This window comes from Corynebacterium sp. LaCa_23 (assembly GCF_058182375.1).
Map to the genome: position 1 here is coordinate 602,650 of NZ_CP190825.1, position 22,709 is coordinate 625,358.

The 22,709-nt window shown below is 59.5% G+C and carries 21 protein-coding genes; 11 read left to right on the forward strand and 10 right to left on the reverse strand.

Annotated elements, in window-relative coordinates; translation table 11 throughout:
- From ACP8IT_RS03050 to galK, 3 genes are read left to right on the forward strand one after another with little or no spacing between them, the layout of a single operon-like run.
- Window positions 1-243, forward strand: a complete 243-nt coding sequence (locus tag ACP8IT_RS03050; protein ID WP_023016871.1) for a hypothetical protein — start codon at window positions 1-3, stop codon at window positions 241-243.
- Window positions 243-1,337: a galactose-1-phosphate uridylyltransferase gene (gene galT / locus ACP8IT_RS03055; protein WP_302521148.1), complete on the forward strand. Its 1,095-nt coding sequence runs from the start codon at window positions 243-245 to the stop codon at window positions 1,335-1,337. The genes ACP8IT_RS03050 and galT overlap by 1 nt, the downstream gene beginning before the upstream one ends.
- On the forward strand, window positions 1,330-2,556 hold the full coding sequence (galK, locus tag ACP8IT_RS03060; protein ID WP_490290368.1) for a galactokinase: 1,227 nt from the start codon (window positions 1,330-1,332) through the stop codon (window positions 2,554-2,556). The genes galT and galK overlap by 8 nt, the downstream gene beginning before the upstream one ends.
- 20 nt (window positions 2,557-2,576) lie before the next feature.
- Here galK and ACP8IT_RS03065 read toward each other — a convergent pair whose 3' ends face one another.
- On the reverse strand, window positions 2,577-3,629 hold the full coding sequence (locus tag ACP8IT_RS03065; protein ID WP_490290369.1) for a ribonuclease HI: 1,053 nt from the start codon (window positions 3,627-3,629) through the stop codon (window positions 2,577-2,579).
- Window positions 3,630-4,089: 460 nt separating this feature from the next.
- Here ACP8IT_RS03065 and ACP8IT_RS03070 point away from each other — a divergent pair, with 460 nt between their 5' ends.
- The 3 genes from ACP8IT_RS03070 to ACP8IT_RS03080 all read left to right on the forward strand — a co-directional run bounded on the left by ACP8IT_RS03070 (window position 4,090) and on the right by ACP8IT_RS03080 (window position 7,134).
- Complete coding sequence (locus tag ACP8IT_RS03070) at window positions 4,090-5,040, forward strand: DUF559 domain-containing protein (RefSeq protein ID WP_232207987.1); 951 nt, start codon at window positions 4,090-4,092, stop codon at window positions 5,038-5,040.
- Between the two features lie 160 nt (window positions 5,041-5,200).
- The gene (locus tag ACP8IT_RS03075) at window positions 5,201-6,364 is read left to right on the forward strand and encodes an NRAMP family divalent metal transporter (RefSeq protein ID WP_005277435.1); all 1,164 of its coding nucleotides are present in this window, start codon (window positions 5,201-5,203) and stop codon (window positions 6,362-6,364) included.
- Entirely contained in the window at window positions 6,355-7,134 is a 780-nt protein-coding gene (locus ACP8IT_RS03080) for a putative hydro-lyase (RefSeq protein WP_490290370.1), read from the forward strand. The genes ACP8IT_RS03075 and ACP8IT_RS03080 overlap by 10 nt, the downstream gene beginning before the upstream one ends.
- 19 nt (window positions 7,135-7,153) lie before the next feature.
- Here ACP8IT_RS03080 and ACP8IT_RS03085 read toward each other — a convergent pair whose 3' ends face one another.
- Window positions 7,154-7,771 (reverse strand): GntR family transcriptional regulator, encoded by a 618-nt coding sequence (locus tag ACP8IT_RS03085; protein WP_490290371.1) that lies wholly within the window; start codon window positions 7,769-7,771, stop codon window positions 7,154-7,156.
- Window positions 7,772-7,915: 144 nt separating this feature from the next.
- Between ACP8IT_RS03085 and ACP8IT_RS03090 the strand changes: the two genes are divergently transcribed.
- Window positions 7,916-9,049, forward strand: a complete 1,134-nt coding sequence (locus ACP8IT_RS03090) for an ATP-binding protein (protein WP_490290372.1) — start codon at window positions 7,916-7,918, stop codon at window positions 9,047-9,049.
- 10 nt (window positions 9,050-9,059) lie between these two features.
- Here ACP8IT_RS03090 and ACP8IT_RS03095 read toward each other — a convergent pair whose 3' ends face one another.
- The 4 genes from ACP8IT_RS03095 to ACP8IT_RS03110 all read right to left on the reverse strand — a co-directional run bounded on the left by ACP8IT_RS03095 (window position 9,060) and on the right by ACP8IT_RS03110 (window position 15,285).
- The gene (locus tag ACP8IT_RS03095; RefSeq protein WP_284640291.1) at window positions 9,060-10,853 is read right to left on the reverse strand and encodes an acetyl/propionyl/methylcrotonyl-CoA carboxylase subunit alpha; all 1,794 of its coding nucleotides are present in this window, start codon (window positions 10,851-10,853) and stop codon (window positions 9,060-9,062) included.
- Window positions 10,843-12,432 carry a 5-oxoprolinase subunit B/C family protein gene (locus tag ACP8IT_RS03100; protein ID WP_490290373.1) on the reverse strand — a complete coding sequence of 530 codons (1,590 nt, stop codon included), beginning with the start codon at window positions 12,430-12,432 and terminating at the stop codon, window positions 10,843-10,845. The genes ACP8IT_RS03095 and ACP8IT_RS03100 overlap by 11 nt, the downstream gene beginning before the upstream one ends.
- Window positions 12,432-13,193 (reverse strand): LamB/YcsF family protein, encoded by a 762-nt coding sequence (locus tag ACP8IT_RS03105; RefSeq protein WP_490290374.1) that lies wholly within the window; start codon window positions 13,191-13,193, stop codon window positions 12,432-12,434. Before ACP8IT_RS03105 ends, ACP8IT_RS03100 begins: the two co-directional genes overlap by 1 nt.
- A 145-nt stretch (window positions 13,194-13,338) precedes the next feature.
- Window positions 13,339-15,285 (reverse strand): fructose-specific PTS transporter subunit EIIC, encoded by a 1,947-nt coding sequence (locus ACP8IT_RS03110; protein WP_490290375.1) that lies wholly within the window; start codon window positions 15,283-15,285, stop codon window positions 13,339-13,341.
- 346 nt (window positions 15,286-15,631) lie between these two features.
- On the opposite strand from ACP8IT_RS03110, the gene ACP8IT_RS03115 reads away from it, so the two are divergent.
- A complete protein-coding gene (locus ACP8IT_RS03115) occupies window positions 15,632-16,141 on the forward strand; it encodes a 2'-5' RNA ligase family protein (protein WP_490290376.1) in 510 nt (169 codons plus the stop codon).
- Here ACP8IT_RS03115 and hepT read toward each other — a convergent pair.
- From hepT to ACP8IT_RS03130, 3 genes are read right to left on the reverse strand one after another with little or no spacing between them, the layout of a single operon-like run.
- On the reverse strand, window positions 16,127-16,561 hold the full coding sequence (gene hepT, locus ACP8IT_RS03120; protein ID WP_284770055.1) for a type VII toxin-antitoxin system HepT family RNase toxin: 435 nt from the start codon (window positions 16,559-16,561) through the stop codon (window positions 16,127-16,129). The genes ACP8IT_RS03115 and hepT overlap by 15 nt on opposite strands.
- Complete coding sequence (locus ACP8IT_RS03125) at window positions 16,558-16,977, reverse strand: hypothetical protein (protein WP_284612451.1); 420 nt, start codon at window positions 16,975-16,977, stop codon at window positions 16,558-16,560. The genes hepT and ACP8IT_RS03125 overlap by 4 nt, the downstream gene beginning before the upstream one ends.
- A gap of 56 nt (window positions 16,978-17,033) precedes the next feature.
- A complete protein-coding gene (locus tag ACP8IT_RS03130; protein WP_490290377.1) occupies window positions 17,034-18,236 on the reverse strand; it encodes an amidase in 1,203 nt (400 codons plus the stop codon).
- 151 nt (window positions 18,237-18,387) lie between these two features.
- Here ACP8IT_RS03130 and uriH point away from each other — a divergent pair, with 151 nt between their 5' ends.
- Window positions 18,388-19,329: a uridine-preferring nucleoside hydrolase UriH gene (uriH, locus tag ACP8IT_RS03135; protein WP_490290378.1), complete on the forward strand. Its 942-nt coding sequence runs from the start codon at window positions 18,388-18,390 to the stop codon at window positions 19,327-19,329.
- Window positions 19,330-19,655: 326 nt separating this feature from the next.
- Entirely contained in the window at window positions 19,656-20,165 is a 510-nt protein-coding gene (locus ACP8IT_RS03140; RefSeq protein ID WP_490290379.1) for a gluconokinase, read from the forward strand.
- On the opposite strand, the gene ACP8IT_RS03145 is transcribed toward ACP8IT_RS03140, so the two are convergent.
- On the reverse strand, window positions 20,162-21,556 hold the full coding sequence (locus ACP8IT_RS03145) for a GntP family permease (RefSeq protein ID WP_490290380.1): 1,395 nt from the start codon (window positions 21,554-21,556) through the stop codon (window positions 20,162-20,164). The two genes, ACP8IT_RS03140 and ACP8IT_RS03145, sit on opposite strands and share 4 nt — an antisense overlap.
- Before the next feature lie 225 nt (window positions 21,557-21,781).
- Between ACP8IT_RS03145 and ACP8IT_RS03150 the strand changes: the two genes are divergently transcribed.
- Window positions 21,782-22,690, forward strand: a complete 909-nt coding sequence (locus ACP8IT_RS03150; RefSeq protein ID WP_490290381.1) for a hypothetical protein — start codon at window positions 21,782-21,784, stop codon at window positions 22,688-22,690.
- The last annotated feature ends 19 nt before the right edge of the window (window positions 22,691-22,709 follow it).

Sequence of the window (22,709 nt, forward strand, 5' to 3'; positions counted from 1 at the left end):
ATGTCTGATAAAAAACACGCAGGCGCGTTTGACTTGCGCAATGTGATTGGCGCCTTATTAGGCCTGTACGGAATTATTCTCATTGCTTGTTATTTCTTCCTTGACCCTGGCGTCAACCCGGATACCGCAATGCCAAAAGAGGCGGCGAATAACCTGTGGGCAGGCCTGGCAATGCTCGCGGTAGCAGCGCTTTTTGTTCTGTGGGCGCGCCTGAAACCAATCCGGATCCCAGGAGAAGACTAATGGTTGATATCACTCACGCTCAGCTTGCCGATGGCCGCGAGATCATCTACTTCGACGATCAGCCGCATTCCGATCGCGTGCTTGATGATGCCCGCGATATTCCCACCGTTGCTCCCGCTTCCGAAATGCGGCGCGATCCATTGACGGGAGACTGGGTTGCTTTCGCCGCACACCGCATGAACAGAACCTTCATGCCGCCTGCCAATGAGAACCCTCTAGCCCCGACGCGGCCAGACCAACTGCCTACTGAGATTCCCAGCCCCAGCTATGACGTGGTGGTTTTTGAAAACCGCTTTCCCTCGTTCTCCATGGCCGCCACGATTGAGGAACCGGATAAAGATGAGCTCCTCGGCATGGTCCCGCGCCTGCCAGCCCAGGCCCGTTGCGAGGTGGTGTGTTTTACCGAGGACCCAACCCTTTCATTCCGCGATCTGCCTGAATCCCGTATTCGCACCGTGATCGAGGCCTGGGCACACCGCACCGCCGCATTATCCGCCATCGACGGAGTGCAGCAAGTATTCCCCTTTGAAAATCGCGGGGAAGAAATTGGGGTTACCCTCCAGCACCCGCATGGCCAGATTTATTCTTACCCGTTCCTTTCCCCGCGGTTGCGCTCCATTGTGGATTCGGTTCGCGCCTATGATGGCGATCTTTTCCAGGATCTTCTCGATAGGGAACGGGAAGCAGACGATCGCATCATTGCGGAGACGCAATATTTCACGGTATTCGTTCCTGCGGCAGCTAAATGGCCGCTTGAGGCGATGGTTCTGCCCAATGACGATGTCCCAGACTTTTCGGCGCTCGATGAAGCACAACGCGCCGACCTTGCTGGAGTGCTGAAAAAGCTTTATTCCGCGGTCGATCGCTTTTTTGAGGGCGTGGAAAAGACGCCATATATTGCCGGCTGGACACAAGCCCCGGTGGATCCGGAGCTTCGCCCGGGCATCCGGATGCATTTGCAGCTATTTTCACTCATGCGCTCGCCAAATCGCATGAAGTATCTTGCCGGTTCTGAATCCGCGCAGGGAGTGTGGATTAATGACACCACACCAGAACGCATCGCTGCGCGCTTTAAGGAGGTCTGGGATGCCTAAATGGTTTTCTACGCGCACAGACGAGGAACTTGCTACCGCTGCCCGTCGGCTTTTCGTGGAGACTTTCGCTGAAGATGAGGCAGGTGCTGCTGCCCCTGAGCCGGTTGGGGTGTGGGCGGCTCCAGGGCGGGTGAACCTCATCGGCGAACATATTGACTATGCCGGTGGTGCGTCCATTCCTTTTGCCCTGGAACAAAATACGGCCGTGGCCGTGCGCCCGCGTACAGATGGCGCAATCCGCATTGCATCGGAATTCGATGGTTCCGTAGCTCAGGCCTGTGTTCCGCTTTCTAGCGTGAAACCGGGACATCCTGCTGACTGGTCAGGTTACGTCGCAGGAGCCATCTGGGCGGCGGTCGAGGCCGATCTATTGCGGTGCGATGGACTCGACGTCGCGATTGTATCGGACGTTCCCGTTGGCTCTGGTTTATCCAGTTCTGCAGCGTTGGAGTGCTCTATTGCCGTAGCGGCTTATGAACTCGACCATGGGCATTTACCCGATGATGCTGCCCGCGGCGGGCTCGTTGAAGCCTGTATTCGCGCGGAGAACGAGGTGGTGGGCGCCTCCACCGGGGGACTGGATCAAAATGCCAGCCTCTTTGGGCAGCGTGGAAAGGCCTTATTCCTCGATTTTGCTACCGGTGCCGTCGAACGCATCCCATTCGATATCGCCTCCCAAGACTTGGTGCTGCTCATTGCGGATACCAACGCACCTCACACGCTTTCCGATGGCCAATACGCCTCCCGCCGCGGAGTTATCGATGACGTGCAATCCGCAGCTGGGTGCACCATCCGCGATATTCCGTATGCCGTGGACTTTGCCGCAATCGTTGCCGAAAAGTCCTCGGATTCGGCCGAGCTGTACCAAAGGCGCGTGCGCCATGTGGTGGAAGAAACCGAGCGCACTTTGAGTGCTGCTTCCGCCTTGTGCGCATCCGATATGGATACATTTCGCCAGCTGATGCGCGATAGCCATGTCTCGCTGCGGGATCTTTACGAGGTCACAACGCCCGAACTCGATTCTGCTTTTAACGCGGCAGGTGAGCTCGGTGCGCGCATGACTGGTGGTGGCTTTGGCGGTGCGGTTATCGCCCTAATAGCGAAGGACGAAGTGGACGCGACCGCGCAGGCTATTGAAGAAGCAGCGGCACAGCAGGGCTTTCCCGCTCCGACCTTCGTGGTGGCCCGCCCTGGAGAGGGCGCGCGCCGATTGCAATAAGCGTGCTGCGGCGGTAACCGTTACCGGGGCTTTACCGCCTTGAGCGCCTTGCTGATCCCGCTTTGCAAGGTAGGCCGCGATTGCTTCATGGGGTGGGCAATGGCGCGCAGCCCCATATACGCAATCTGATCGGCGGCGCGATTGAGCGGATCACCGGCATGACCGAGCACCCTGCGGATATCCACTTCGCAGGTGCCTTCGAGGTCGCCCCAGGCCTGTTGGAACCGGGAACGCGCACCAGATGAGACCCCGCGCCACCTGCGTCCAGATCGTGCCGCCTTCGAGCCTTTCTTGTGCACAATGTGGTTGACCGCATCCAATGCCGCAACGGAGTCGGATTCGATGACGGCCTTCGTCGCACCTACCTTGAGCAGGTACTTTAAGGCGAGTGTGAGCGCTTCTAGCTCCAGTTCGTCCGTGCTGGCTTTCGTCTCGCGGGTGCGCAGGCGGTAGTCGCCGTTGCCTGCCACGAAACACATCGAGCCCTTGAACACGGTATCGGAGGAGGCGTCGGTGGCGATGCGCACCACCGTGCCCGCCGGCCACGACGTCGTGTGCGAGAAGTTGGGCCACCATTTCGCCTCTGGCGTTTCGACGTGGTTGGCTTCTTTCTTTTTCGGGGCCTCGCCCAGCTTGCGCGCCTTCCGCGCGGTCAGGCCAGCTTGTTTGCGGCGTGCGGAGCTCGCGCTTGCCGATGCCCGATTCTCCCCCGCAAAGCTCCCCGTCACCGTATAGCCGCGCTTCTCGAGCGCCGCTCGGAGCGCATTTTGCCTGTGCCCGGTGACAATCCAGGTGCGCCCATCGATTCCGTGCAGGGCGCGTTGCAGCTCGCGTACCGCAACTTTAACGATATCGCCTTTTTTGATCTGGCCTTTGCGCACGAAGCGTGCCTGGGCGGTATTGACCGCAATGACCCACCCCTCGATGGTTCCATCCTCCGCTGAATCCCAGCGTTCATCCCACAACGCGATCGCCACATGGACCGGCGCAGACACCATGTCCTTGGTGATTTTGCGGGTGCCATAGGTGCGCGATTGCGTGCCGGTGAGTGCTGAGAGTTCGAGGGGTTCCATTGGTTCTAGTAAATCACGCCCCATTCCAGCGGTGAGCTGCACGCGCCTGATGTGGGCTCGATTCGTGAAGGTTCGCGATAGTTCTAGTACTCGTTGCGGTCCGGACCGCAACAGTGCCGCAAAGAGCTGTATGGTGGGCTGTTCAAAGGGCCCCTCAGAAGCTCCGCCAAAAGCTGCGCAAAGCCGCTTCAGCATACTCCGCAACCGGCAGCTCGAAGGCCTCCTCAGGGAGCTTCGCAAAATGTGCAGGGTCCTATGCAATATTTGAAGAAGATTTGCGATATTTGAGGCGCCAGTTTGCTCAGTTATTGCAGTGGAGGTTGACCATAGGAGGCTGACCTTCGAACTCTGACCAAAGCGACCGACTTCCGGGCCTTCGCAAAAGGTGTTAGTCGCCCGTCCCTTGGGATTGGCACCCGTTCGGTGCAGGTGTCCCGCAAGGAGCTCAGAATGTGACCATTTGGAGCATCACGCTCAGCAGTTTCTCCAAGAAGCGGCGAAGATAAAGAGCATGTTAAATCATGAGTTCATTAATCTTCGTTATGCAGGTTCAACTAGTCCTTACTATCCAGCGCTCTACTCAGGAGAACTAAAGCGGGTTGCACCCTGGATTGCAGTAAAAACAACGACGTGGGAAAGCTGGCCATGGCATAAGCAACAGTTGGCCCTTACTTTAGGGGCCGGCCTAAGTGCGCACAGGGCATCGTTGGTGGCTAAGTCAGCTGCGCGTATTTGGGGAATTTGGGTGATTCCCCGGAGAAATGAGCTCATTGAGCTCGCTTCACCGTCAGGAAGTATTCCACCGCACACGCAGTGGCCGCGAAAGTATTACCGCATGGCACGGATAGAGGAAACAACGGTGGAAAGGTCTGGAGTCCGCGTGACGAATCCGGCGCGGACATGCTTGGATATCGCCAGGCTACATGGGTTTGCGGAGGGGCTTGTTGCGGTCGATTCCGCGTTACGTGCGGGCCTGGTTTCGGTAGAAGATCTGAAGGAAACACGGGCAGCGATGGCTCGGATGAAGGGGCCTATCCCCATGAAAATGGTAGTCAAGCATGCGTATGCCGGTTCCGAATCACCGTACGAGTCGCTTTTGCGGGCGTTAATTATTGAAAGGATTCCCGCTGCCACTGTGTATCCTCAATTTCGCGTATTGGGAAAGTATCGGGCTGACTTATGTATCGATGGGTGGCTCATTATCGAGGTCGACGGGGACACTAAGTACGACGGTACGTATGGGACAGCGCCGGAAACAGTGGTCAAGGAACAGATGCGCCGGCAACGAGAAATCGAAAACCAGCAATTTACGGTATTGAGATTTGGGCCAAAAGAGCTGGTCAATGACCCGAATAGGGTCGTAGAGACAATAGTTGAATACCTGGAGCGAAAGGCGGGAAAAGTAGCGTAGATCACCCCCGCAGCACCCCTTGCCATAAATGTTGTTGAACAACCTCCGGGGGAGCAATTATGATGATGCGAATCACATTTAGGAGAGACCGGCGTCACGAAAGGTGAAATTAGTGAGTGCTGAAAAACAGGCTTCCGCCCCGCCCAAGGGCATCGGCGCCATGGCGGGCGCCATGTTCCTCATGGCTACCTCGGCTATCGGCCCGGGCTTTTTGACCCAGACTTCGGTCTTTACCGTCCAGATGGGCGCTTCTTTTGCCTTCGCAATTGCGCTGTCCATCTTGGTGGACATTGCCATCCAGCTCAATGTGTGGCGCGTGCTCTGCGTGACGGGAATGCGCGCCAATACTTTGGGCAATACCGTCCTTCCCGGCTTGGGTTGGGTGCTTGCTGGCTTCGTCTTTTTCGGCGGGGCGATTTTTAATATCGGCAATATCGCCGGCGCGGGCCTAGGCTTGAACGCAATGTTGGGCATCGATGCGCGCATCGGCGGCGTCATTGCGGCGGCGATTGCGGTGTTCATCTTCCTCTCCCGCCGCGCTGGAATGGCGCTGGACCGCCTCGTGGCAGCCCTGGGCGCGGTGATGATCCTGCTCATGCTGTATGTGGCCATCGTCAGCCAGCCGCCGGTAGGGGAGGCGCTGAAGAATACCGTCGCGCCGGGTGAAATCGATTTCTTCGTCATTACCACCATCATCGGCGGCACAGTCGGTGGCTATATCACTTTCGCCGGCGCGCACCGGTTGATCGATGCAGGCTTATCCGGCGTTGAAAACGTCAAGAATATTACGCGGACCTCCGTCAGCGGCATCATCGTCACCGGTATTATGCGCATGCTGCTCTTCTTAGCGGTATTGGGCGTGGTGGCTACCGGCGTCACGCTAAAAGAAAATAATACCGCCGCCGATGCCTTCTACCACGCGGCCGGTGAATTCGGCCTTCGTGCATTCGGCATGGTGCTCTTTGCCGCAGGGCTGTCCTCCGTCATCGGTGCCGCTTATACCTCGGTCTCCTTCGTGACCACCCAGGAAACCCCGGCCCGGACCCGTAATATCTTCACCGTTATCTTCATTGCGGTCTGCACGGTCATTTTTGTAATAATCAACTCCGCGCCGCAAAAGCTCTTGATCTTCGCCGGTGCGATTAACGGGCTCATCCTTCCCATCGGCTTCGCCCTGGTGATGTGGGTGGCTTGGCGCCGCAAGGATCTGCTGCAGGGCTATAAGTACCCAAAGTGGCTGCTTATCCTTGGCGGCCTGGCCTGGTTGCTTACCATCTTCATCGGTCTCCGCGCAGTCTCAGGAATCACAGCGATATGGGCATAATGCACACGCCAGAAGAGGTGCGCGAGTTCGCGCGCACCCACGAGATGACCACCACCGCCGGGCACGCGCGGGGATACATGCAGGCCAACCTGCTCTCGCTGCCCAGCGCATACGCCTTCGACTTCCTGCTTTTTGCCCAGCGTAACCCCAAGCCGTGCCCCATCGTCGGCGTGCTTGAGGCGGGGCAGTACACCTCGGATCTGCTACCTGGCGGCGATATTCGCACCGATATTCCGGCCTATCGCATCTTTGAAAACGGTGAGCACACGGCCACGCTTGCCGATGCCACCTCCTATTACACCCCCGACATGGTCAGCTTCCTCATCGGCTGCTCGTTTACCTTTGAAACGGCGCTGGTGGATGCGGGCATCGAGATCGCGCATATTAAACAGCAGCGCAATGTGCCGATGTACCGGACGAATATCCCTACTACTCCTGCGGGCGTATTCTCCGGGCCAATGGTGGTATCGATGCGCCCGATTCCGGCATCGCAGGTTTCCGATGCGGTGCGCATTACCTCCTGCTATCCGTCCGTGCACGGGGCGCCGGTGCACGTGGGGGATCCGGCGGCCATCGGCATTGCGGATTTAGCGCACCCGGACTTTGGCGATGCAGTGGACATCCCAGAAGGTTGCCTGCCCGTCTTTTGGGCGTGTGGGGTTACTCCGCAGGCCATCGTGATGGAATCAAAGCCGGAGCTGGCCATTTCCCATGCGCCGGGCAAGATGCTGGTGACCAGTGCCCGCGATGCGGAGTATCTCATTCCATAGGCATTTAACTGCCGCTTAATTAGTCCGTGAAGGACAAGATGGTATCGCAAGTTTCTAAGAGGCTATCGCGCAAGTGCGTGGTGGCCTCTTCGCGTTTTCCATCCGCGATGAGCGTGGCTACAGCAACGTTGTCTTGAATGTGCTCGGCGTGCAGCTGCGGGTAGCGGGGGATGACCAATAAGAAGGTAAGCCGCATGCGCGCGAGCAGGTTGCTCATCTGCTCATCCAAGGTGGGGGATCCAAGCCCTGCCACCAGGGCTTGGTGGAAGCGCTGGTTAATGGAGGAGACTTCCTGGTGTTTATCGCGCTTCGCGCACTCGAAGGCGGAGGAGGCGAGGGAGATGAGCGAGGGGGCATCGGCAAATGCGCCCCAGCGCGCCGCGGCGGGTTCGATGGCGGCGCGAGCGGCGAATAAATCGCGGATATAGGCGGCATCCGGGGTGGCGATGAAGACGCCGCGGTGGGGGATGCGTTCAACCAGGCGCTCAGCGGCGAGCGTGGTGAAGGCCTCGCGGAGGGTATTGCGGGAGCAACCGAATTGCTCGGCCACCTTTACCTCACTGAGCTGCTCGCCGGGCTGAAAATTGCCGGCCGACATCTCTTGGCGCAAAGCGGTGGCGACGGACTGGGAAAGCATGACCCTCACCTTACTGAATGGGTGAGGCGTCAACGGCCATTCCGTATGACTTAAAGATCTAAAAGTTCTAAAGAGGCGGCGAAGTTCTAAAGGATCTAAACTGAAGCCATAGTTCTAAAGGATCTAAAAGGAAGGTCTGGCATAGTGATTCCGGATAAGAATCCTTTTCGCCCCAGTTTCGGCGCGTCGCCGGTGCAGCTGGCCGGGCGCGAATTTGAAATCAGCTCGTTTAACTATGGTCTCGTGGGTGGCGTGGGCAGCATGCAGCGCGCCTTGCTGGTCAGCGGTACGCGCGGGGTGGGCAAAACGGTACTGCTCAATGAGTTTGAAGAATCCGCGCGCCGCCTTGGGTGGGTTGTCATCCGCGCCTATGCGGATGCCCAGATGGTAGCGCAGCTGCGCGATTCCACGATTCCGGAAGCCATCGAGGAGCTGGACTATACGGAGACTCCTGGCCGCAAGATCACGGGATTCTCTGTGGCGGGCGTGGGATCTGTAACGACGCAATTGCCCCACAACCAGGCCCAACCCAGCTTGGTCTCGCGGCTGCGCAGCCTCCTGAAGGCCGCGCGTGCGCATGATGCTGGTGTCCTGTTGACTGTCGATGAGGTGCAAGCGGCCAGCGTGGATGAGCTTGCGCAGCTTGCCACCGCCATCCAGGATCTCATTCGGGACGAGTACGATATTGCCTTCGCCGCCGCGGGATTGACGTTTGGGGTAGAAGAGCTATTGGAGCACGAGGGCACCACCTTTTTGCGCCGCGCTCAACGGCTGGATTTGGGGCTGCTTGATGATGCCACCGTAGCCGAAACCCTCCACAGCACCGCCACCGCGGCTGGGCGCGGTTTCAGCGAGCGCGCTTTGGAAGAGGCGACCGCATTGGTGCGGGGCTATCCGTACCTATTGCAGCTGGTCGGTGCTTTGGCGTGGACCCGTGCGGTACTCGATGGGGCGGATGCCATCGAAGAGCGCCACGTGTCCTCCATTGCGCGCGAGGTTCCAGCGCATATGGGCAACCAGGTGCACAAGATTGCGTTGAAGAATGTTCCTGATGCCCAGCGCGCTTTTCTCAATGCCATGGCGGAGCTGGAATTCGAACACGGGGCTGATATTCCCACCGGTGCCATCGCGGCGCACCTGGGCAAGACTCCCAATGCCATTTCCATGGCCCGCAAGCTGCTTTTAGAACGCGATCTCATCGCTAGCCGCAGCTACGGAACCGTGCATTTCCTTTTGCCCTACCTTGGCGAGTATTTGCGCGGCCAAGCACCCAGTTAGGCAGCACGCGCTAGTCGATGGTCGCAATCACCGTCGCGGAATCCAGGCGGTCGCCCTCTTCAGCGAGGATCTTGATGGTGCCGCCGCGCGGGGCCTTGATGGCAGATTCCATCTTCATGGCCTCGACCGTGGCGATGGAATCTCCTTCGGAGACGCTATCGCCATCGGATACATTCCAGGCCACGAGGTTGGCCTCGAAGGGGGAGGTGACCGCGTTATCGTCGCTGGACTGTGCCCCGGCCGTTGAGGGAGCGGTGGCAGTGGCACCAGAATCACCCGCGGCGCCCGCGCCAGCGCCGGCACCAGCACCAGCGAGGAAGTCCATGGGCACGCCGATATTGACGAGTTTGCCATCGATTTCCACCGCTACCGTCCGGCGCTTGGTGTAGATGGCCTCGACCTTGTCTACCTGGTTGGCGGCAGAGGGCCGGTAGTTGTGGTCGAGCCAGTCGGTGAACACGCCGATGTCGCTGGCACCGGCATCGGCCTCGGCGGAAGACGGGGTGCCAATAAGTGCTGGCTCGTCCATCATGTCGCGGTGGAAGGGCAGTACGGTGCGCACGCCGGAGACATCGAATTCGCGCAGCGCCTGGCGCGAGCGGGCGAGGGCCACCTCGCGCGTGGGTCCCCAGACGATGAGCTTGGCGATGAGCGAGTCATAGTACGGCGGAATGATAGAACCCGAGCGGACAGCAGAATCGACGCGGATGCCGGGGCCGGTGGGCGGCTCGAAGGAGACGATGGTGCCGGGGCAGGGAGCAAAGCCGTTGAGGATGTCCTCGGCATTGATGCGGAACTCAAAGGCGTGGCCGGTGGAGGCTGGATCCTCAGAGATAGACAGGGGCTCGCCCGCGGCGATGCGGAATTGCTCGGCGATGATATCGGTGCCGGTCACCACCTCGGTCACGGGGTGTTCGACCTGGACGCGGGTATTGACCTCCAAGAAGGAGATGGTGCCGTCCTCGGAAACGATGTATTCCACGGTGCCGGCTCCGGTATAGCCCACGTGGGAACAAATGGAGCGGGCGCCTTCGATGATGCCGGTGCGCTGGGCATCGGAAAGCGCGGGCGCCGGGGCCTCCTCGATGAGCTTTTGGAAGCGGCGCTGGGTGGAGCAATCGCGGGTGCCCAGCACGCGGACGTTGCCGTGGGTATCCGCCAGGACCTGCGCCTCCACGTGACGCGGGTGGGTAAGGAACTTCTCTACGTAGCACTCGGCGCGGCCGAAGGCCTCCATGGCCTCGCGCCCGGCGGAGTTAAACGCGCCCTCAATCTCATCCATTGAGTCCACGACCTTAAGGCCGCGCCCGCCGCCGCCATAAGCGGCCTTGATGGCAATCGGCAGGCCGTGCTCCTCGGCGAAGGCGCGGGCCTCCTGCCAATCATCAATGGGATCGGAGGTGCCCGGGGCCAGGGGCGCGCCGACCTCTTCGGCCACGCGGCGGGCGGCAATCTTATCGCCCAAAAGCTCGATGGATTCCGGGGAGGGGCCGATCCAGATCATGCCGGCATCGGTGACGGTGCGGGCGAAGTCAGCATTTTCGGAGAGGAAACCGTAGCCCGGGTGGATGGCATCGGCACCGGCGCGCACTGCAATATCCAGTAGCGCCGGGATATTCATATAGGTATCGGCGGCGGTATTGCCGGGCAGCGCATAGGCTTCATCGGCAACCTGGGTGTGCAGGGCGCCGGCGTCGGCCTCGGAATAAATGGCGATGGACTTAATGCCCAAATCGCGGGCCACGCGGGCGATGCGCACGGCGATTTCGCCGCGGTTAGCAATGAGGACGGTTTTAATCTGCATTTTCTTCTCCAGTATTTAAAGCTTGGGGTGTCACGAGGCGGAAGGTCACGCGCGCGCCGGGCGGGAGCTGCGCGGCGATGTCGATATCTTCTTCCAGCACGGTGGCAATGACGGGGTAGCCGCCGGTGACGGCATGGTCGCGCAGGAAGACCACCGGCTTGCCATTCGGCGGGATCTGGATGGAGCCGGCCACCATTCCCTCTGAGGGGAGCTCGCCGTCCTTGACGCGTTGCACGGTGACATCCCCGTCTTTCGTCCCCGAAAGCCTGAGGCCAACGCGGTTGGAATCAGAGGAAACGACCCATTCGGTATCCAGGAAGGTGGAAATATTATCGCCAAACCAGTCATCGCGCGGGCCCAGCACGCAGCGCAGCGTCGCGCGCGTTTTGCCAGCGGAATCAGCGGATACGCGCAGGGGGTTGACCAATTGTGCATCCGTCATGCCGGTCGAGCGCGGCAGCACGCCGATGACATCGCCGGTGGTGACGGGGTCGGGGCCGAGGCCGGAGAGGACGTCGGTGGCAGAGGAGCCGAGCTCGGATTCGGCAATAATACCGCCGCGAATGGCCACGTAGTTGCGCATGCCCACCGTTGCGGCACCGACCGTCACGGTCTGGCCGGCGGTAACGAGCACCGGGCGGGCGAGGTGCACGGGCATCTCACCCAGACGGACGCGGGCGGTGGCGCCGGTAACGCAGATGACGGTATCGGTCAGCGCGCGCAGCTTAATGCCGCCGATATTTTCTAGCACCGTCGCGCCCCGCGGGTTGCCAACGGCAACGTTCGCGGTTGCCGCGGCGGCGTGGTCGGCGGCACCGGAGGGTGTTACGCCCAAGTCACCTACGCCGGGGCGGCCAAGGTCTTGAAAAAGCGTGAGCAGGCCGGCATCGAGGACCTCCATGCGGGGCAGGCGGGCCGGCGAGCGCTTGGACTCCGCGCTGCGATCCACCAAGTCCGGAAGCTCGTCCACCGCGCGGTAGCGCACCCGGTCGCCGGGCTGCACCAGTGCTGGCGGGTTCGCGTGCGAATCCCACATCGGGGTATTGGTGGTGCCGAGCAACTGCCAGCCACCTGGCGAAACGCGCGGGTAGACCGCAGAGAACTCGCCCGCAATACCCACGGCGCCAGCCGGAACGGCCGTGCGCGGATCGGCGCGGCGTGGCACGGCCTTGGCCTGGGCCGGATCAGAAGGCGCGCAGTAGGTAAAACCGGGGGCAAAACCACCAAAGGCGGCGGTCCACTCGGTAGAGGTATGCCAGTCAATCAAGGCCTCGCGCGACATGCCGAGGAGCTCGGCGGCGGCGTCGACATCGTCGCCATCGTAAAGCACGTCGATGTCTACCGTGCGCGTCTCCTTCGCGGTAGCGGCGGCAGGGGAGAAGTCCGTCAGGAACTCTGCGGCCGCGCGCGCGGAATTCGGCGCCTCAAAGGTAATGAGCAACGTGGTGGCGGCGGCAATGCAATCCACCTGATTCTTGAGTGGTTTAGCGGACAGCGCCGCGTGCCACGCCATGACCTGCTCGAGCCCGTCCAAATCAATGAGCAGGGCACGGGTGCCTACGAAGTGAATGTGTGGCATTAGATAAAGCTCCGAATGTCGATTCCTTCCGCGCTGAGGCGCTCGACCACACCGCGCAGCAGTTTCACGGAGCCCGGCGAGTCACCGTGGGTGCACACGGATTGGGCATCGACATCGAGCGTGGTGCCATCGATGGCGGTAATGGATCCGGTTTGGGCGACTTCCAGCACGCGCTTGACGACATCCCCTTCATCCCCCATTACCGCATTGTCCTGCTTGCGGGAGACCAGCGTGCCATCGGGGTTGTAGTTGCGATCCGCAAACGCCTCGCGGATGACGGTGAGTCCTTGGGATTCTGCAATATCGACCGCGAGGCCGCCTGGCAGCAGCATCACGGGGAGGTCACCGAAGGCCTTAATGCCCGCGATAACTCCCTTGGCCTGTGCCTCGTCCTTGACGATGGTGTTGTACATCGCGCCATGCGGCTTCACATAAGACACCCGCGTGCCATTGGCGCGCGCCAGCGCATCGAGCGCACCAATTTGGTAGGTGACCTCGTCCGCGAGCTCCGCCGCGTTGTAGTCGATGAAACGGCGGCCGAAGCCGGCTGGATCGTTATAGCCCACGTGTGCACCGACCGTTACTCCCGCACGCGCCGCGGCCTCAAGGGTCTGGGCAATGGAGTGCGGGTCACCGGCGTGGAAGCCGGTGGCGACATTGGCGGAAGAGACCATCTCCAGCATCGCAGCATCATCTGCTACCGGGTTGCCAGCGGTGGTTTCACCCAAGTCTGCGTTGAGATCAATGTGGAGCGAAGCCATTCAACACCATCCTTAATTGTTGAACAATAAGTATGGTTCCAAGTGTAACCCGTGCCACTGCCTTTTGTGAAGTCGGTTACTTTTTGGGCGGAGTGGTGTCGGTGGAACAGCTCCTCTCAGCAGCGGCCGAGGGTAGGGCAGAGGACTAAGACTCCACGGCGGCGTGGGGTTCGGCCTGGAGGACAGAGGAGACAATCCCTTCTGCCTCTTCGCGGGAGTTGGCCTCGTGCAGCTGGGCGCGGAAATCTTCCTTCATGATGGCGCGGGCGAGGGTAGACAGCAGCTTTAAGTGCTGTTTTCCGGCGTCATCGGGAACGGCGATGAGGAACGCTAAGGTCGTTGGTTCTTCGCCGCTTCCCCAGGTGACACCGGCTTCGGGAAGCCGGGCGAAAGCCAGCGTCGGTGTGGTAACCCCAGCGGAACGAGCGTGCGGGATGGCCACTCCGTGGCCCACGCCGGTGGAGTGTTGGGCCTCGCGGGCAAGGGCGGCATCGGCAACCGCGGCGGCGTCGTTAATGCGGCCATCGGCTGCGGCGAGGGAAACCAAGGATTTGATGACGGCCTCGGAGTCTTGGCCGAGCGGCTCATCGAGGCTGATGGTGGAGGCATCGAGAAGTGGGAGCTCAGTAGGTGACTGTGTATCCTCGTCCGATTCCGGGGAGCGTTGCGTCAGGCGAATGAGCAGGAGCATGAGCGCGGCACACACGGCAACGCCGCAGAGCATGGACACGAAGAACCACGCCACCTGATCCACCGCGCCGAGGACGGCGACGATGGGGCCGCCGTGCATGACATGATCTTGGACCCCGAAAGCGCCGGCCATGGCACCGGCGACGGCACCACCGACGACGTTGGCCGGGATGACCTGCAGGGGACGCGCCGCCGCCAGGGGAATGGCGCCTTCGGTGATGCCGAAAAATCCCATGAATAGCGCGGCGATACCGGAATCCTTTTCCGCCTTATTGAACCAACCGCGGCGCAGGAGGGTGGCCACGCCCACTGCGAGCGGCGGGACCGCGATCGCGGCAGCAGCCATACCCATCGGGGCCGCATTTCCCGCAGCGATCATGCCGCCGCCAAACAGGAAGGCAGTCTTATTGAAGGGCCCGCCCATATCGAAGGCGATCATCGCGCCGATAATAAGACCCAGCACAATCGCAGACGAGCCTTCCAGCCCGCCGAGGTATTCGGTCATGGCCTCAAAGGCCGTGGCAATCGGCGCGCCGATGAAATAGATGAAGGCCAAGCCCACTATCAGCGTGGTGAAAATCGGGATGACGATAATCGGCCAAATCGGCGCGATGAATTTGTGCACCGGAATCTTCTTGATCGCAAGGGCCACGTAGCCGGAGAGAATACCGGTGACGATACCGCCCAAGAATCCGGCGCCAGCCTCTGACCCGTACAGCGAGCCGGTTGTGGCGATGAGCCCGGTGATAAGGCCCGGCGCTAAGCCCGGCCTATCCGCGATGCCGACGGCAATGTAACCAGACAAGACCGGCACCATCAGCGAAAATGCCAGGCCGCCGAGTTCATTGAGCGTATTCCAGAAGCTATCTTCAGGAATCGAGAGCCCCTCCGGCGTGGGCGTGCCGCCCAAGGACAGCGCCACGGCGATGAGCAGTCCGCCGGTAACCACGAAGGGAATCATGTGGGAAACGCCGTTCATCAGCGCCTTGTACATGGTCTGCCCGATACCTCGCAGCCCAGCATCGTCCGCTGCGTCCTCTGCCTCGCTTTCCGATGCCCCCTCATCCTCACCCTTCCACCGCTGCGCCTCCAAGGACTTGGTCAGTAGCCGCTCTGGGTGCTTGATGGCCTCGTCCACGCCGGTGGCTACCAGGCGCTTGCCGTGGAATCGGTCCTTTGCGATGGCCGTATCGGCACCGATAACAATCGCATCGGCTTCCTCGATGTCTTGCGCGCTGAAGTTGCCCTCCACGCCGATGGAACCGTGCGTTTCAATCTTGATGCGGTAGCCCAGCTTTTTGGCGGCGGCCTCCAAGTTCTCGGCGGCCATATAGGTATGGGCGATACCCGTTGGGCACGCCGTGATGGCGAGAATGAAGGGCGAAGAATCTGATGTGCTCATACTCTTATTAAAGGCACCCGTGTAAACGAGCACAAGGAAAAGGGGAGGTTCTTTGCGCAGAGTCCGCTGTGCGGGGGCCTGTGTGCGGGAGCCAATGCGCAGTGCCCGATGTACAACCTCCTCTGTGCAGGGTCCTATGCGCATCCTCCTCTGCGTCAATTGAAGGCGCGATGCGATTTTTGAGGGGCGACTTTGCTCAAATTGAGCATGGGACCTATAGCATCGCGGAGATCGCACCAGTGTTGACCGGCGGTACCCTAGAAACAGAACTAGAAGTAAACCGTAACCGCCCGCATCTTGGGAACACGAGTGAATCGTGCCCACTTGAACCGAAGAAAGCCGCATCGTGAGTACAGCATCGCCGGATAATATCCTGCTCTACCTGCCAGAAAAGCAGGAAGAGCAGATTCGGGAGATCTTTGCAGGTCTTGCCGAGCGCGGATTCCCCGTGCAAAACCAGCGCCCGCATATTACGGTGACCTTCGCACAGAAGATGGAGCCCCACGTTGTGGAGCTTGCCGCGGAGCTTTTACCGGCGGTTATTCCGGCGACGTTTCGGCGCGTGGGAAACGTCATCTTCGGCACGAAGCGGAAACGAACCGTGGCCTGGTTATTAGAGACTAGCGATGAACTCGAAATAGCAGCGCGGAAGATTAGCGCTGCCAATCCTGAGGGCCGCGGACCGCGCTGGACGCCGCATCTGACGATGGGCCTGCGCTTACCGCGCGAGGATGTGGGTGGCTATTTAACCGCGATGGATGAACTGACGTCCTCGCACTTTAAGGAACTTAACGCAGTAGAAGCTGCGTATTGGCGCCCGCGCACGCAAGAAAAGACCGTGCTAGCGGGAGGCTAGCCAGCGCGAAATCGATTTAACGTATTGCGTATATACATCTAATACTCGCGGGATTGAATTGGAGACGATTCCCAAATCAACTTCAACGTATTGGTGAGTAATGACATTGCGCAAAGCCGCACTCTTATAGAAATCCTGCTCCAAGTCAGCGGGTAAAACGCCCGCGCGGATGAGATCTTCGAAACCGCGACGGCTACTAGAGTCCGCAACGTTTAAGGTCGTTGCCGCAATGTGTTGGTTAATATCCGTGGCAAGATCGATTACTTGCTGCAGCATGAAAAACACGGCATACATTTGTGAAAGGTCAGAGCGCAGTTCTTTCGCATCTGAATCCCGGTATTTTTCAAGCTCGCCAAGTATGCGCCGGAGGGAGACAAGCCTTTTGCGGATAGTGTCTGATTGGAAATCCCGTGGACTCATGACATTAAGCTCCTGAGCTCGAACTCGCGGCGGTACGCCGTATTGATGTACTCCCGTGCCGCCATCATTTGCAGCGTTCCATACTTGGAATTGGACGGATCGACCAAGAGCTCACACTTTTGCAGAGCTTCATGCTGCGCCACCGTGTCTGCGGTATCCAGGCACATGAGATCGATGCCGTCGCCGTAACGGGAGTAAAACGCCGTGGCAACGTCGAGCAGATTCGGCCGGTCAGCCTTCGCGCGCGAGAAATCAACCGAATAGGCAAGGTCAACATCATTCGCATTGGTGGCATCTACGTGCGCGCTGCCAAAAAGAACCAGCAGGTCAATGCCGGTATCCAAGCAGAATGACTCCAAGGACCCGTCATCGGCCTCAGCGCGCAACCGCGCGGCAAGCTGTGCTGGAGTGCTCATAACCATCACCTTACCAACGCCGTCAGCAGGCAGAGACGCGCAGAATTGCGGTGTGCTTAAAGCAGCGCCTGAATCTCGCGGGCGACGCGCAAGACGGTGAGGTCCTGGCCCGGCTTGCCGATGACCTGCACCGCATCACCCACTCCCTTGGTCTCTGTAGTGCGCAGCGGGATAGTGATCGCCGGCCAGCCCAAGACATTGAATGGCTCGGTCCAGCGGCGCAGGCTGGCAGCGGAATCTGCAGTGTTTTCTACAGTGATGTCCTCCCACTTGATGGGGCCGGCGTCGAGGGTGGGGGTGAGGATGATGGGGGAGGCATCGACAAGCGTTAGTGTTTTCGTGCGCAGTTCTTGTACCTGCTGCGCCGCAGCGTCGTAGTCTGCCTGAGAAATATCCTGCCCGCCGAGGACGCGCTGCAAGATGACGCCCTGGTACTTATCCCGCTGATCAAGGTAGGGCTGGTGGACGTCGTAAGCCTCCTTGAGGCGCATCGGCGCGTAGAGCTTCGCGGTAGCAGCGATGGTGGATTCGAGGTGGGAGTAATCGAGGTCTTCTACGGCGGTCAACGTGGAATCCTGTAGCGTAGATAGCAAGCCAGAAAAGCGCTCATCTTGGGTTTTCAGCGCAGAGACATCGATGGTGGATACATGCTCGGCCGGCTCCGGTGTCTTATCCACCGTGGCTAGCAGGGCCTGCTCAATGAGCTCGATGGAGCTGGCGAAGAAACCGATGGAATCGAAGCTCGGCGCGAAAGGGAAGACGCCATCGAGCGGGATCGTGCCGGTGGTGGGCTTAAATCCCAGGACACCCTGGCTGGCGGCTGGGACGCGCACGGAACCGGCGCTATCGGAACCCACCGTGAGATCGAGCGCCCCGCACGCAACCAGCGCCGCCGACCCAGAGCTTGAACCGCCGCCGCAGACCTGCGGATCGCGAGGATTGATGACGCGGCCATACGCGGAGGCATCACCCAAGATGCCATAGGAAAATTCCTGGAGGTTGGCCTTGGCCACGGGAATCGCGCCGACATCCATTAGCCGCTGCGCCACCGTGGCGTTCTTGGTCGGAACTGGTCCCGTATCAACGTTGGTGCCACAGGTCGTTGGCACCCCGGCGATATCCACGATGTCTTTAAAGGCAATAGGCAATCCGCGCAGCGTAGGCGCGGAATCCACCGCGTCTTCATTAAAAGAAATGGTGGAAATCACCGCGTTGAATTCTTGCTGTGCGTAGGTCAGACGGTCAGAAATTGTGGACATGGTGAAGGCGAATTCCTTTCCACGACGGTTTATACCGTTTACAGGGTGACTTGCTGCTTTCCAGGGTACAGCTGGTGAGCACGGAGGAATTGAAGCTATGCCACACGCTGAAACCGTGGCGGTCTTCACCGACCAAAAGTAGGCTCGAGACATGACGCGAAAAATTATTCTGGATTGCGACCCCGGCCACGATGATGCGGTAGCCCTGCTTCTGGCCATGGGAAACCCGAACATCGATCTGCTGGGCATTACCACCGTCGGCGGCAACCAGACCTTGGACAAGGTCGCCCGCAATGCCCTGGTGGTCAAGGAGATTGCCGGACACCCAGAGATTCCGGTCTACGCCGGCTGCGATCGCCCGCTCGTGCGCCCCGTAGAAGTTGCCGAGGCCATCCACGGCTCCACCGGCATGGACGTCAACGGCGTCGATCTTCCGGACCCAAGCACCGCGCTTGCCGATGCCCACGCCATCGACTTCATTATCGACACCATCATGTCCCACGAACCCGGCACCATTACCTTGGTCCCAACGGGTCCGTTGACCAATATCGCTATGGCGGTGCGCAAAGAACCGCGCATCGTAGAGCGCGTCAAAGAGGTCGTGCTCATGGGTGGCGGCTACCACGAAGGCAATTGGTCCCCCGTTGCCGAATTCAATATCAAGATCGATCCTGAGGCAGCACATATTGTCTTCGAAGAGTCGTGGCCAGTCACCATGGTCGGGCTCGACCTTACCCACCAGGCACTAGCCACCGCCGAAGTCGAAGCTGAAATCAAGGCCTTGAATACGCCCGTCGCAGACTTTGTTGTCGGTCTCTTCGGTTTCTTCCGCGAGGCGTATCAGCAAAACCAAGGCTTTACGGATCCTCCGGTCCACGACCCGTGCACCATCGCCTACCTCATCGATCCGAGCATCGTGCAAACCCGCAAGGCACCCGTTCACGTTGAGCTCGCCGGAGCACTTACCACCGGCATGACCGTGACTGACCTACGTGAACCCGCCGATGACACTTGCCATACCCAGGTCGCTACCAAGCTGGACCATGCGGGCTTCTGGCGGTTGGTTACTGACGCCCTCAAAAACCTGGCCTAGCTCTTTGTGTGCTTTGACCAACGTAGACTGCTTCATTGCAGTTAAGCGAACCGAGTCCCGATTGAGAAGGGCGGCATTGCTTTATAAATACTGATATAGAGCGGCGGCGTTTGATGGCGAAGAAAATGAAGGAGTACTACTTCTCACTTTAAAAAGCCGGTTGTGGGGTCAAGGATCTTTGTAGACTTCTTCAGAATTGAGAAGTCCTCGCAATTTTTGGGAATGAGGCTGCTCCTCGTCAATATCCACATCCGCAAATTCACAGTTCGGGGCTGGTAACTCGATGCGGATAAACTGAACAGGAAAACCCAACTCGAGGAGCCACCATGAACCAGAACAAATTCCGTCACGTCGTCGTCATGGGAGTCTCTGGCTCGGGTAAGACGACGGTGGGGGAGGCCCTGTCGCCGCTGGTCGGGCTAGAGTACCGCGATGGCGATGATATGCACCCGCAGGCGAATATCGACAAGATGGCTGCGGGAACGCCGCTGAATGATGAGGACCGGGAGCCGTGGCTGAGGCAGATCGGTCAGTGGCTAGCGGAAAGACCGGAAGGCGCGATGGTGGGGTGCAGCGCGCTGAAGCGAAAATACCGGGACCTGATTCGGGAGTATTGCCAAGGTGTGGCGTTTGTGCATGTACACGGTGACTTTGATGTGTTGTATGAGCGGATGCAACACCGACCGGGGCATTTCATGCCGGCGTCGCTGTTGCAGTCACAATTCGACACCTTGGAGCCATTGGAAGAGGATGAAACTGGTCGCGTCTTCGATGTGACGCGGCCAGCGAGAGAGATTGCAGAAGACGCTGCTGCTTGGATAGAGGCCGGCGCCTAAAAGACTGCAGCCGCGCCGTAGAGGACGAGGACGAGTGCGAAGCCGATGACGGAGATGAGCATCTGATTGACGGTCCACGTCTTCAGGGTTGTCATGGTATCCATGCCCATCAGGCGGCCGACGAGCCAGAAGCCGGAATCGTTGACGTGGGAGCCGAAGACTGAACCGGCGGCTGTGGCCACAACGATGAGTGCGAGTTGGAGCTCGGTGAAACCGCCAGCTTCCACGGCGGGGACCATCAGGGCGGCGGCGGTGGTGAGTGCGACGGTGGCTGAACCTTGTGCCAGGCGGAGGGCTACGGCGATGAGATAACAGGCCAGAATGACGGGGATGCCGAGGCCGGAGAGGGAATCGGCAAGCGCATCGCCAATGCCGGAAGTGCGGAGCACGCCGCCGAACATGCCGCCCGCGCCGGTGATGAGCACGACGGAACAGATAGGGCCAAGCGAGGAGTCAACGAGCTGTTCCAGCGCCGTCTTTTCCACGCTGCGGCGCAGGCCGAGGACTACCAGCGCGATAAGCACCGTAATCAGCAGTGCGATTGGAGTTTGGCCGAGCATGACGAAGAACCTGACCCACGTGGCATCAGCATCGATGGTGCCGTAGGAAGCTAGGGCATTGAGTCCGGTATTGAAGAAGATAAGCACCATCGGGATGAGCAGGATGGAAATCACCGTGGCGGCAGAGGCAGGTTTTAAGGGTTGTTCTTCCTTTTCAAGGACAGGCCCGGCGATGGCGTCAGTGACCTTGAATGGGAACTTCTTTCCGGCAAAAAGTCCGAAGCGGTAGCCAGAGATATACCAGGTAGGAAGGGCCAGCAGCAGGCCGACGAGCAGCACCAATCCGAGGTCGGCGCCGTAGAATTCGCTAGCGGCAACAGGACCAGGGTGTGGCGGCAGGTAGACATGCATGACAGAAAAGGCGCCGGCGGCCGGCAGGCCAAAGACAAGGACTGGACCGTCCAAGCGGCGGGCGACGGCAAAGATAACCGGGAGCATCACGATAAGCCCAGCGTCGAAGAAGATTGGAAAGCCCATAATCAGTGAGGCGATGCCGAGTGCAAGCGGCGCTTTATTCTCGCCGAAGCGGCGCACCATGGCATCGGCAAGCGACTGAGCACCGCCGGAAGCCTCCACGAGCCGGCCGATCATGGCGCCGAGGCCCACCAGAAGCGCCACCGAGCCGAGGGTAGAGCTAAAGCTTTCCATCATCGTAGGGACAATGCCCTCGAGCGGTATGCCGGCCGCAAGTGCCGTCAGGACGGAGACCACCAGCAACGTTAAAAATGCATGCAGCTTGAAATAGATGACAAGCACGAGGATTAATGCAATCGCAGCGATGGCGATGCCGAGGAGTGGGCCAGTAGAAAGTGTTGGCTCCCAAGTATCCATAAGCTAGAGGATCCTTTGCGTCCGTTTGAAATTTAATAGGGCGTATTAGCCTTATCAATCCGTCACGGTAGCAGCATTGAATTCGCCCGAGAACGCGTTCTGCGCGCAAACGTGGAAAATGAGGCTGACGCGACACCCGATGGAGGTGAACCGCCGCGGGTTTCCTGGGATGAGTAGACAAGGCTACATTGGAATTATCTCTCTCACCTTTGGAAAGGACTCTTTATGAAGCGCAAGCTCGGCTTTTCGGCATTGATATTGGCAGGTGCGGTGGCACTCGGGGCGTGTTCTTCCGGCGGCGATGATGCTGCAGAACCATCGACCAGTGCACAATCGGAAGCGACGTCCTCTACCTCAGAGGCTGCGCAAGCCTTAGGCAAGGGCGATAGCTTCGATGTACCGTGCAGCGGCAATGATGACACCACGTGCATGACCGTGAAAATCAACGACATTGTCGATGATGCGCACTGCGCAAGTACCGAGTCGAAGAAGGGGAAGTTTGTCGCGGTAGAAATTTCCGCGTCCATGCCTGAGGGCGCGGATGACGGATTCACCTCGCCTTTTAGGTCTATGCCGTGGCGAGCAAGCACCGCTGACAACAAAATTAATAATGCACGGGCAGAAGTCAGCTGCGATGATGGCAGCTACCTCAACCTCATGGATGAATTCCCAGGCTACAGCGCCGACGGTACGGCTTTCCTCGATGTTTCTAAAGACACCAATATGCTGCACTTTAAGGCCACGAATGAGGTGAGCTACAAGATTAAGGTGGAAAGTGGCGGTGAAGCGGAGCCTTCTTCACAGGAGCCCACCAATGAAGCAAGCCCCAAGAATGACCCTGCCCAAGAGCGCGCAGGCGAAGCTGAGCAGCCCGCCCCACAGCCGAAATCGGGAACAGATAGTGGGGGACAACAGCAGGTAAACCCGAACAACCAAGGCGGCGATGCTCCCCAGAATGCTGGCGATGCGCCTGTCGTAGGAATTACCCAAGCCCCTGGCGTGGAGAATCCTCACCCTCTCGATAAAACGGTTGCTTCCTGTGGCGACCCATCCAATCAGCAACCAGGGACCACCTATTTCACGGATGGGACGACTGGGTGGACGCAACAGTGCGCAAGCCAGATGGCGCAGTAAAAACAACTCCAGCGCCCGG

Bases quoted from the DNA above. Each gene is read 5' to 3' on its own strand.
- ACP8IT_RS03050 (WP_023016871.1), top strand. From the start codon at position 1: ATGTCTGATAAAAAACACGCAGGCGCGTTTGACTTGCGCAATGTGATT.
- galT (WP_302521148.1), top strand. From the start codon at position 243: ATGGTTGATATCACTCACGCTCAGCTTGCCGATGGCCGCGAGATCATC.
- galK (WP_490290368.1), top strand. From the start codon at position 1,330: ATGCCTAAATGGTTTTCTACGCGCACAGACGAGGAACTTGCTACCGCT.
- ACP8IT_RS03065 (WP_490290369.1), bottom strand. From the start codon at position 3,629: ATGGAACCCCTCGAACTCTCAGCACTCACCGGCACGCAATCGCGCACC.
- ACP8IT_RS03075 (WP_005277435.1), top strand. From the start codon at position 5,201: ATGGCGGGCGCCATGTTCCTCATGGCTACCTCGGCTATCGGCCCGGGC.
- ACP8IT_RS03080 (WP_490290370.1), top strand. From the start codon at position 6,355: ATGGGCATAATGCACACGCCAGAAGAGGTGCGCGAGTTCGCGCGCACC.
- ACP8IT_RS03085 (WP_490290371.1), bottom strand. From the start codon at position 7,771: ATGCTTTCCCAGTCCGTCGCCACCGCTTTGCGCCAAGAGATGTCGGCC.
- ACP8IT_RS03095 (WP_284640291.1), bottom strand. From the start codon at position 10,853: ATGCAGATTAAAACCGTCCTCATTGCTAACCGCGGCGAAATCGCCGTG.
- ACP8IT_RS03100 (WP_490290373.1), bottom strand. From the start codon at position 12,432: ATGCCACACATTCACTTCGTAGGCACCCGTGCCCTGCTCATTGATTTG.
- ACP8IT_RS03105 (WP_490290374.1), bottom strand. From the start codon at position 13,193: ATGGCTTCGCTCCACATTGATCTCAACGCAGACTTGGGTGAAACCACC.
- ACP8IT_RS03110 (WP_490290375.1), bottom strand. From the start codon at position 15,285: ATGAGCACATCAGATTCTTCGCCCTTCATTCTCGCCATCACGGCGTGC.
- hepT (WP_284770055.1), bottom strand. From the start codon at position 16,561: ATGAGTCCACGGGATTTCCAATCAGACACTATCCGCAAAAGGCTTGTC.
- ACP8IT_RS03125 (WP_284612451.1), bottom strand. From the start codon at position 16,977: ATGAGCACTCCAGCACAGCTTGCCGCGCGGTTGCGCGCTGAGGCCGAT.
- ACP8IT_RS03130 (WP_490290377.1), bottom strand. From the start codon at position 18,236: ATGTCCACAATTTCTGACCGTCTGACCTACGCACAGCAAGAATTCAAC.
- uriH (WP_490290378.1), top strand. From the start codon at position 18,388: ATGACGCGAAAAATTATTCTGGATTGCGACCCCGGCCACGATGATGCG.
- ACP8IT_RS03140 (WP_490290379.1), top strand. From the start codon at position 19,656: ATGAACCAGAACAAATTCCGTCACGTCGTCGTCATGGGAGTCTCTGGC.
- ACP8IT_RS03145 (WP_490290380.1), bottom strand. From the start codon at position 21,556: ATGGATACTTGGGAGCCAACACTTTCTACTGGCCCACTCCTCGGCATC.
- ACP8IT_RS03150 (WP_490290381.1), top strand. From the start codon at position 21,782: ATGAAGCGCAAGCTCGGCTTTTCGGCATTGATATTGGCAGGTGCGGTG.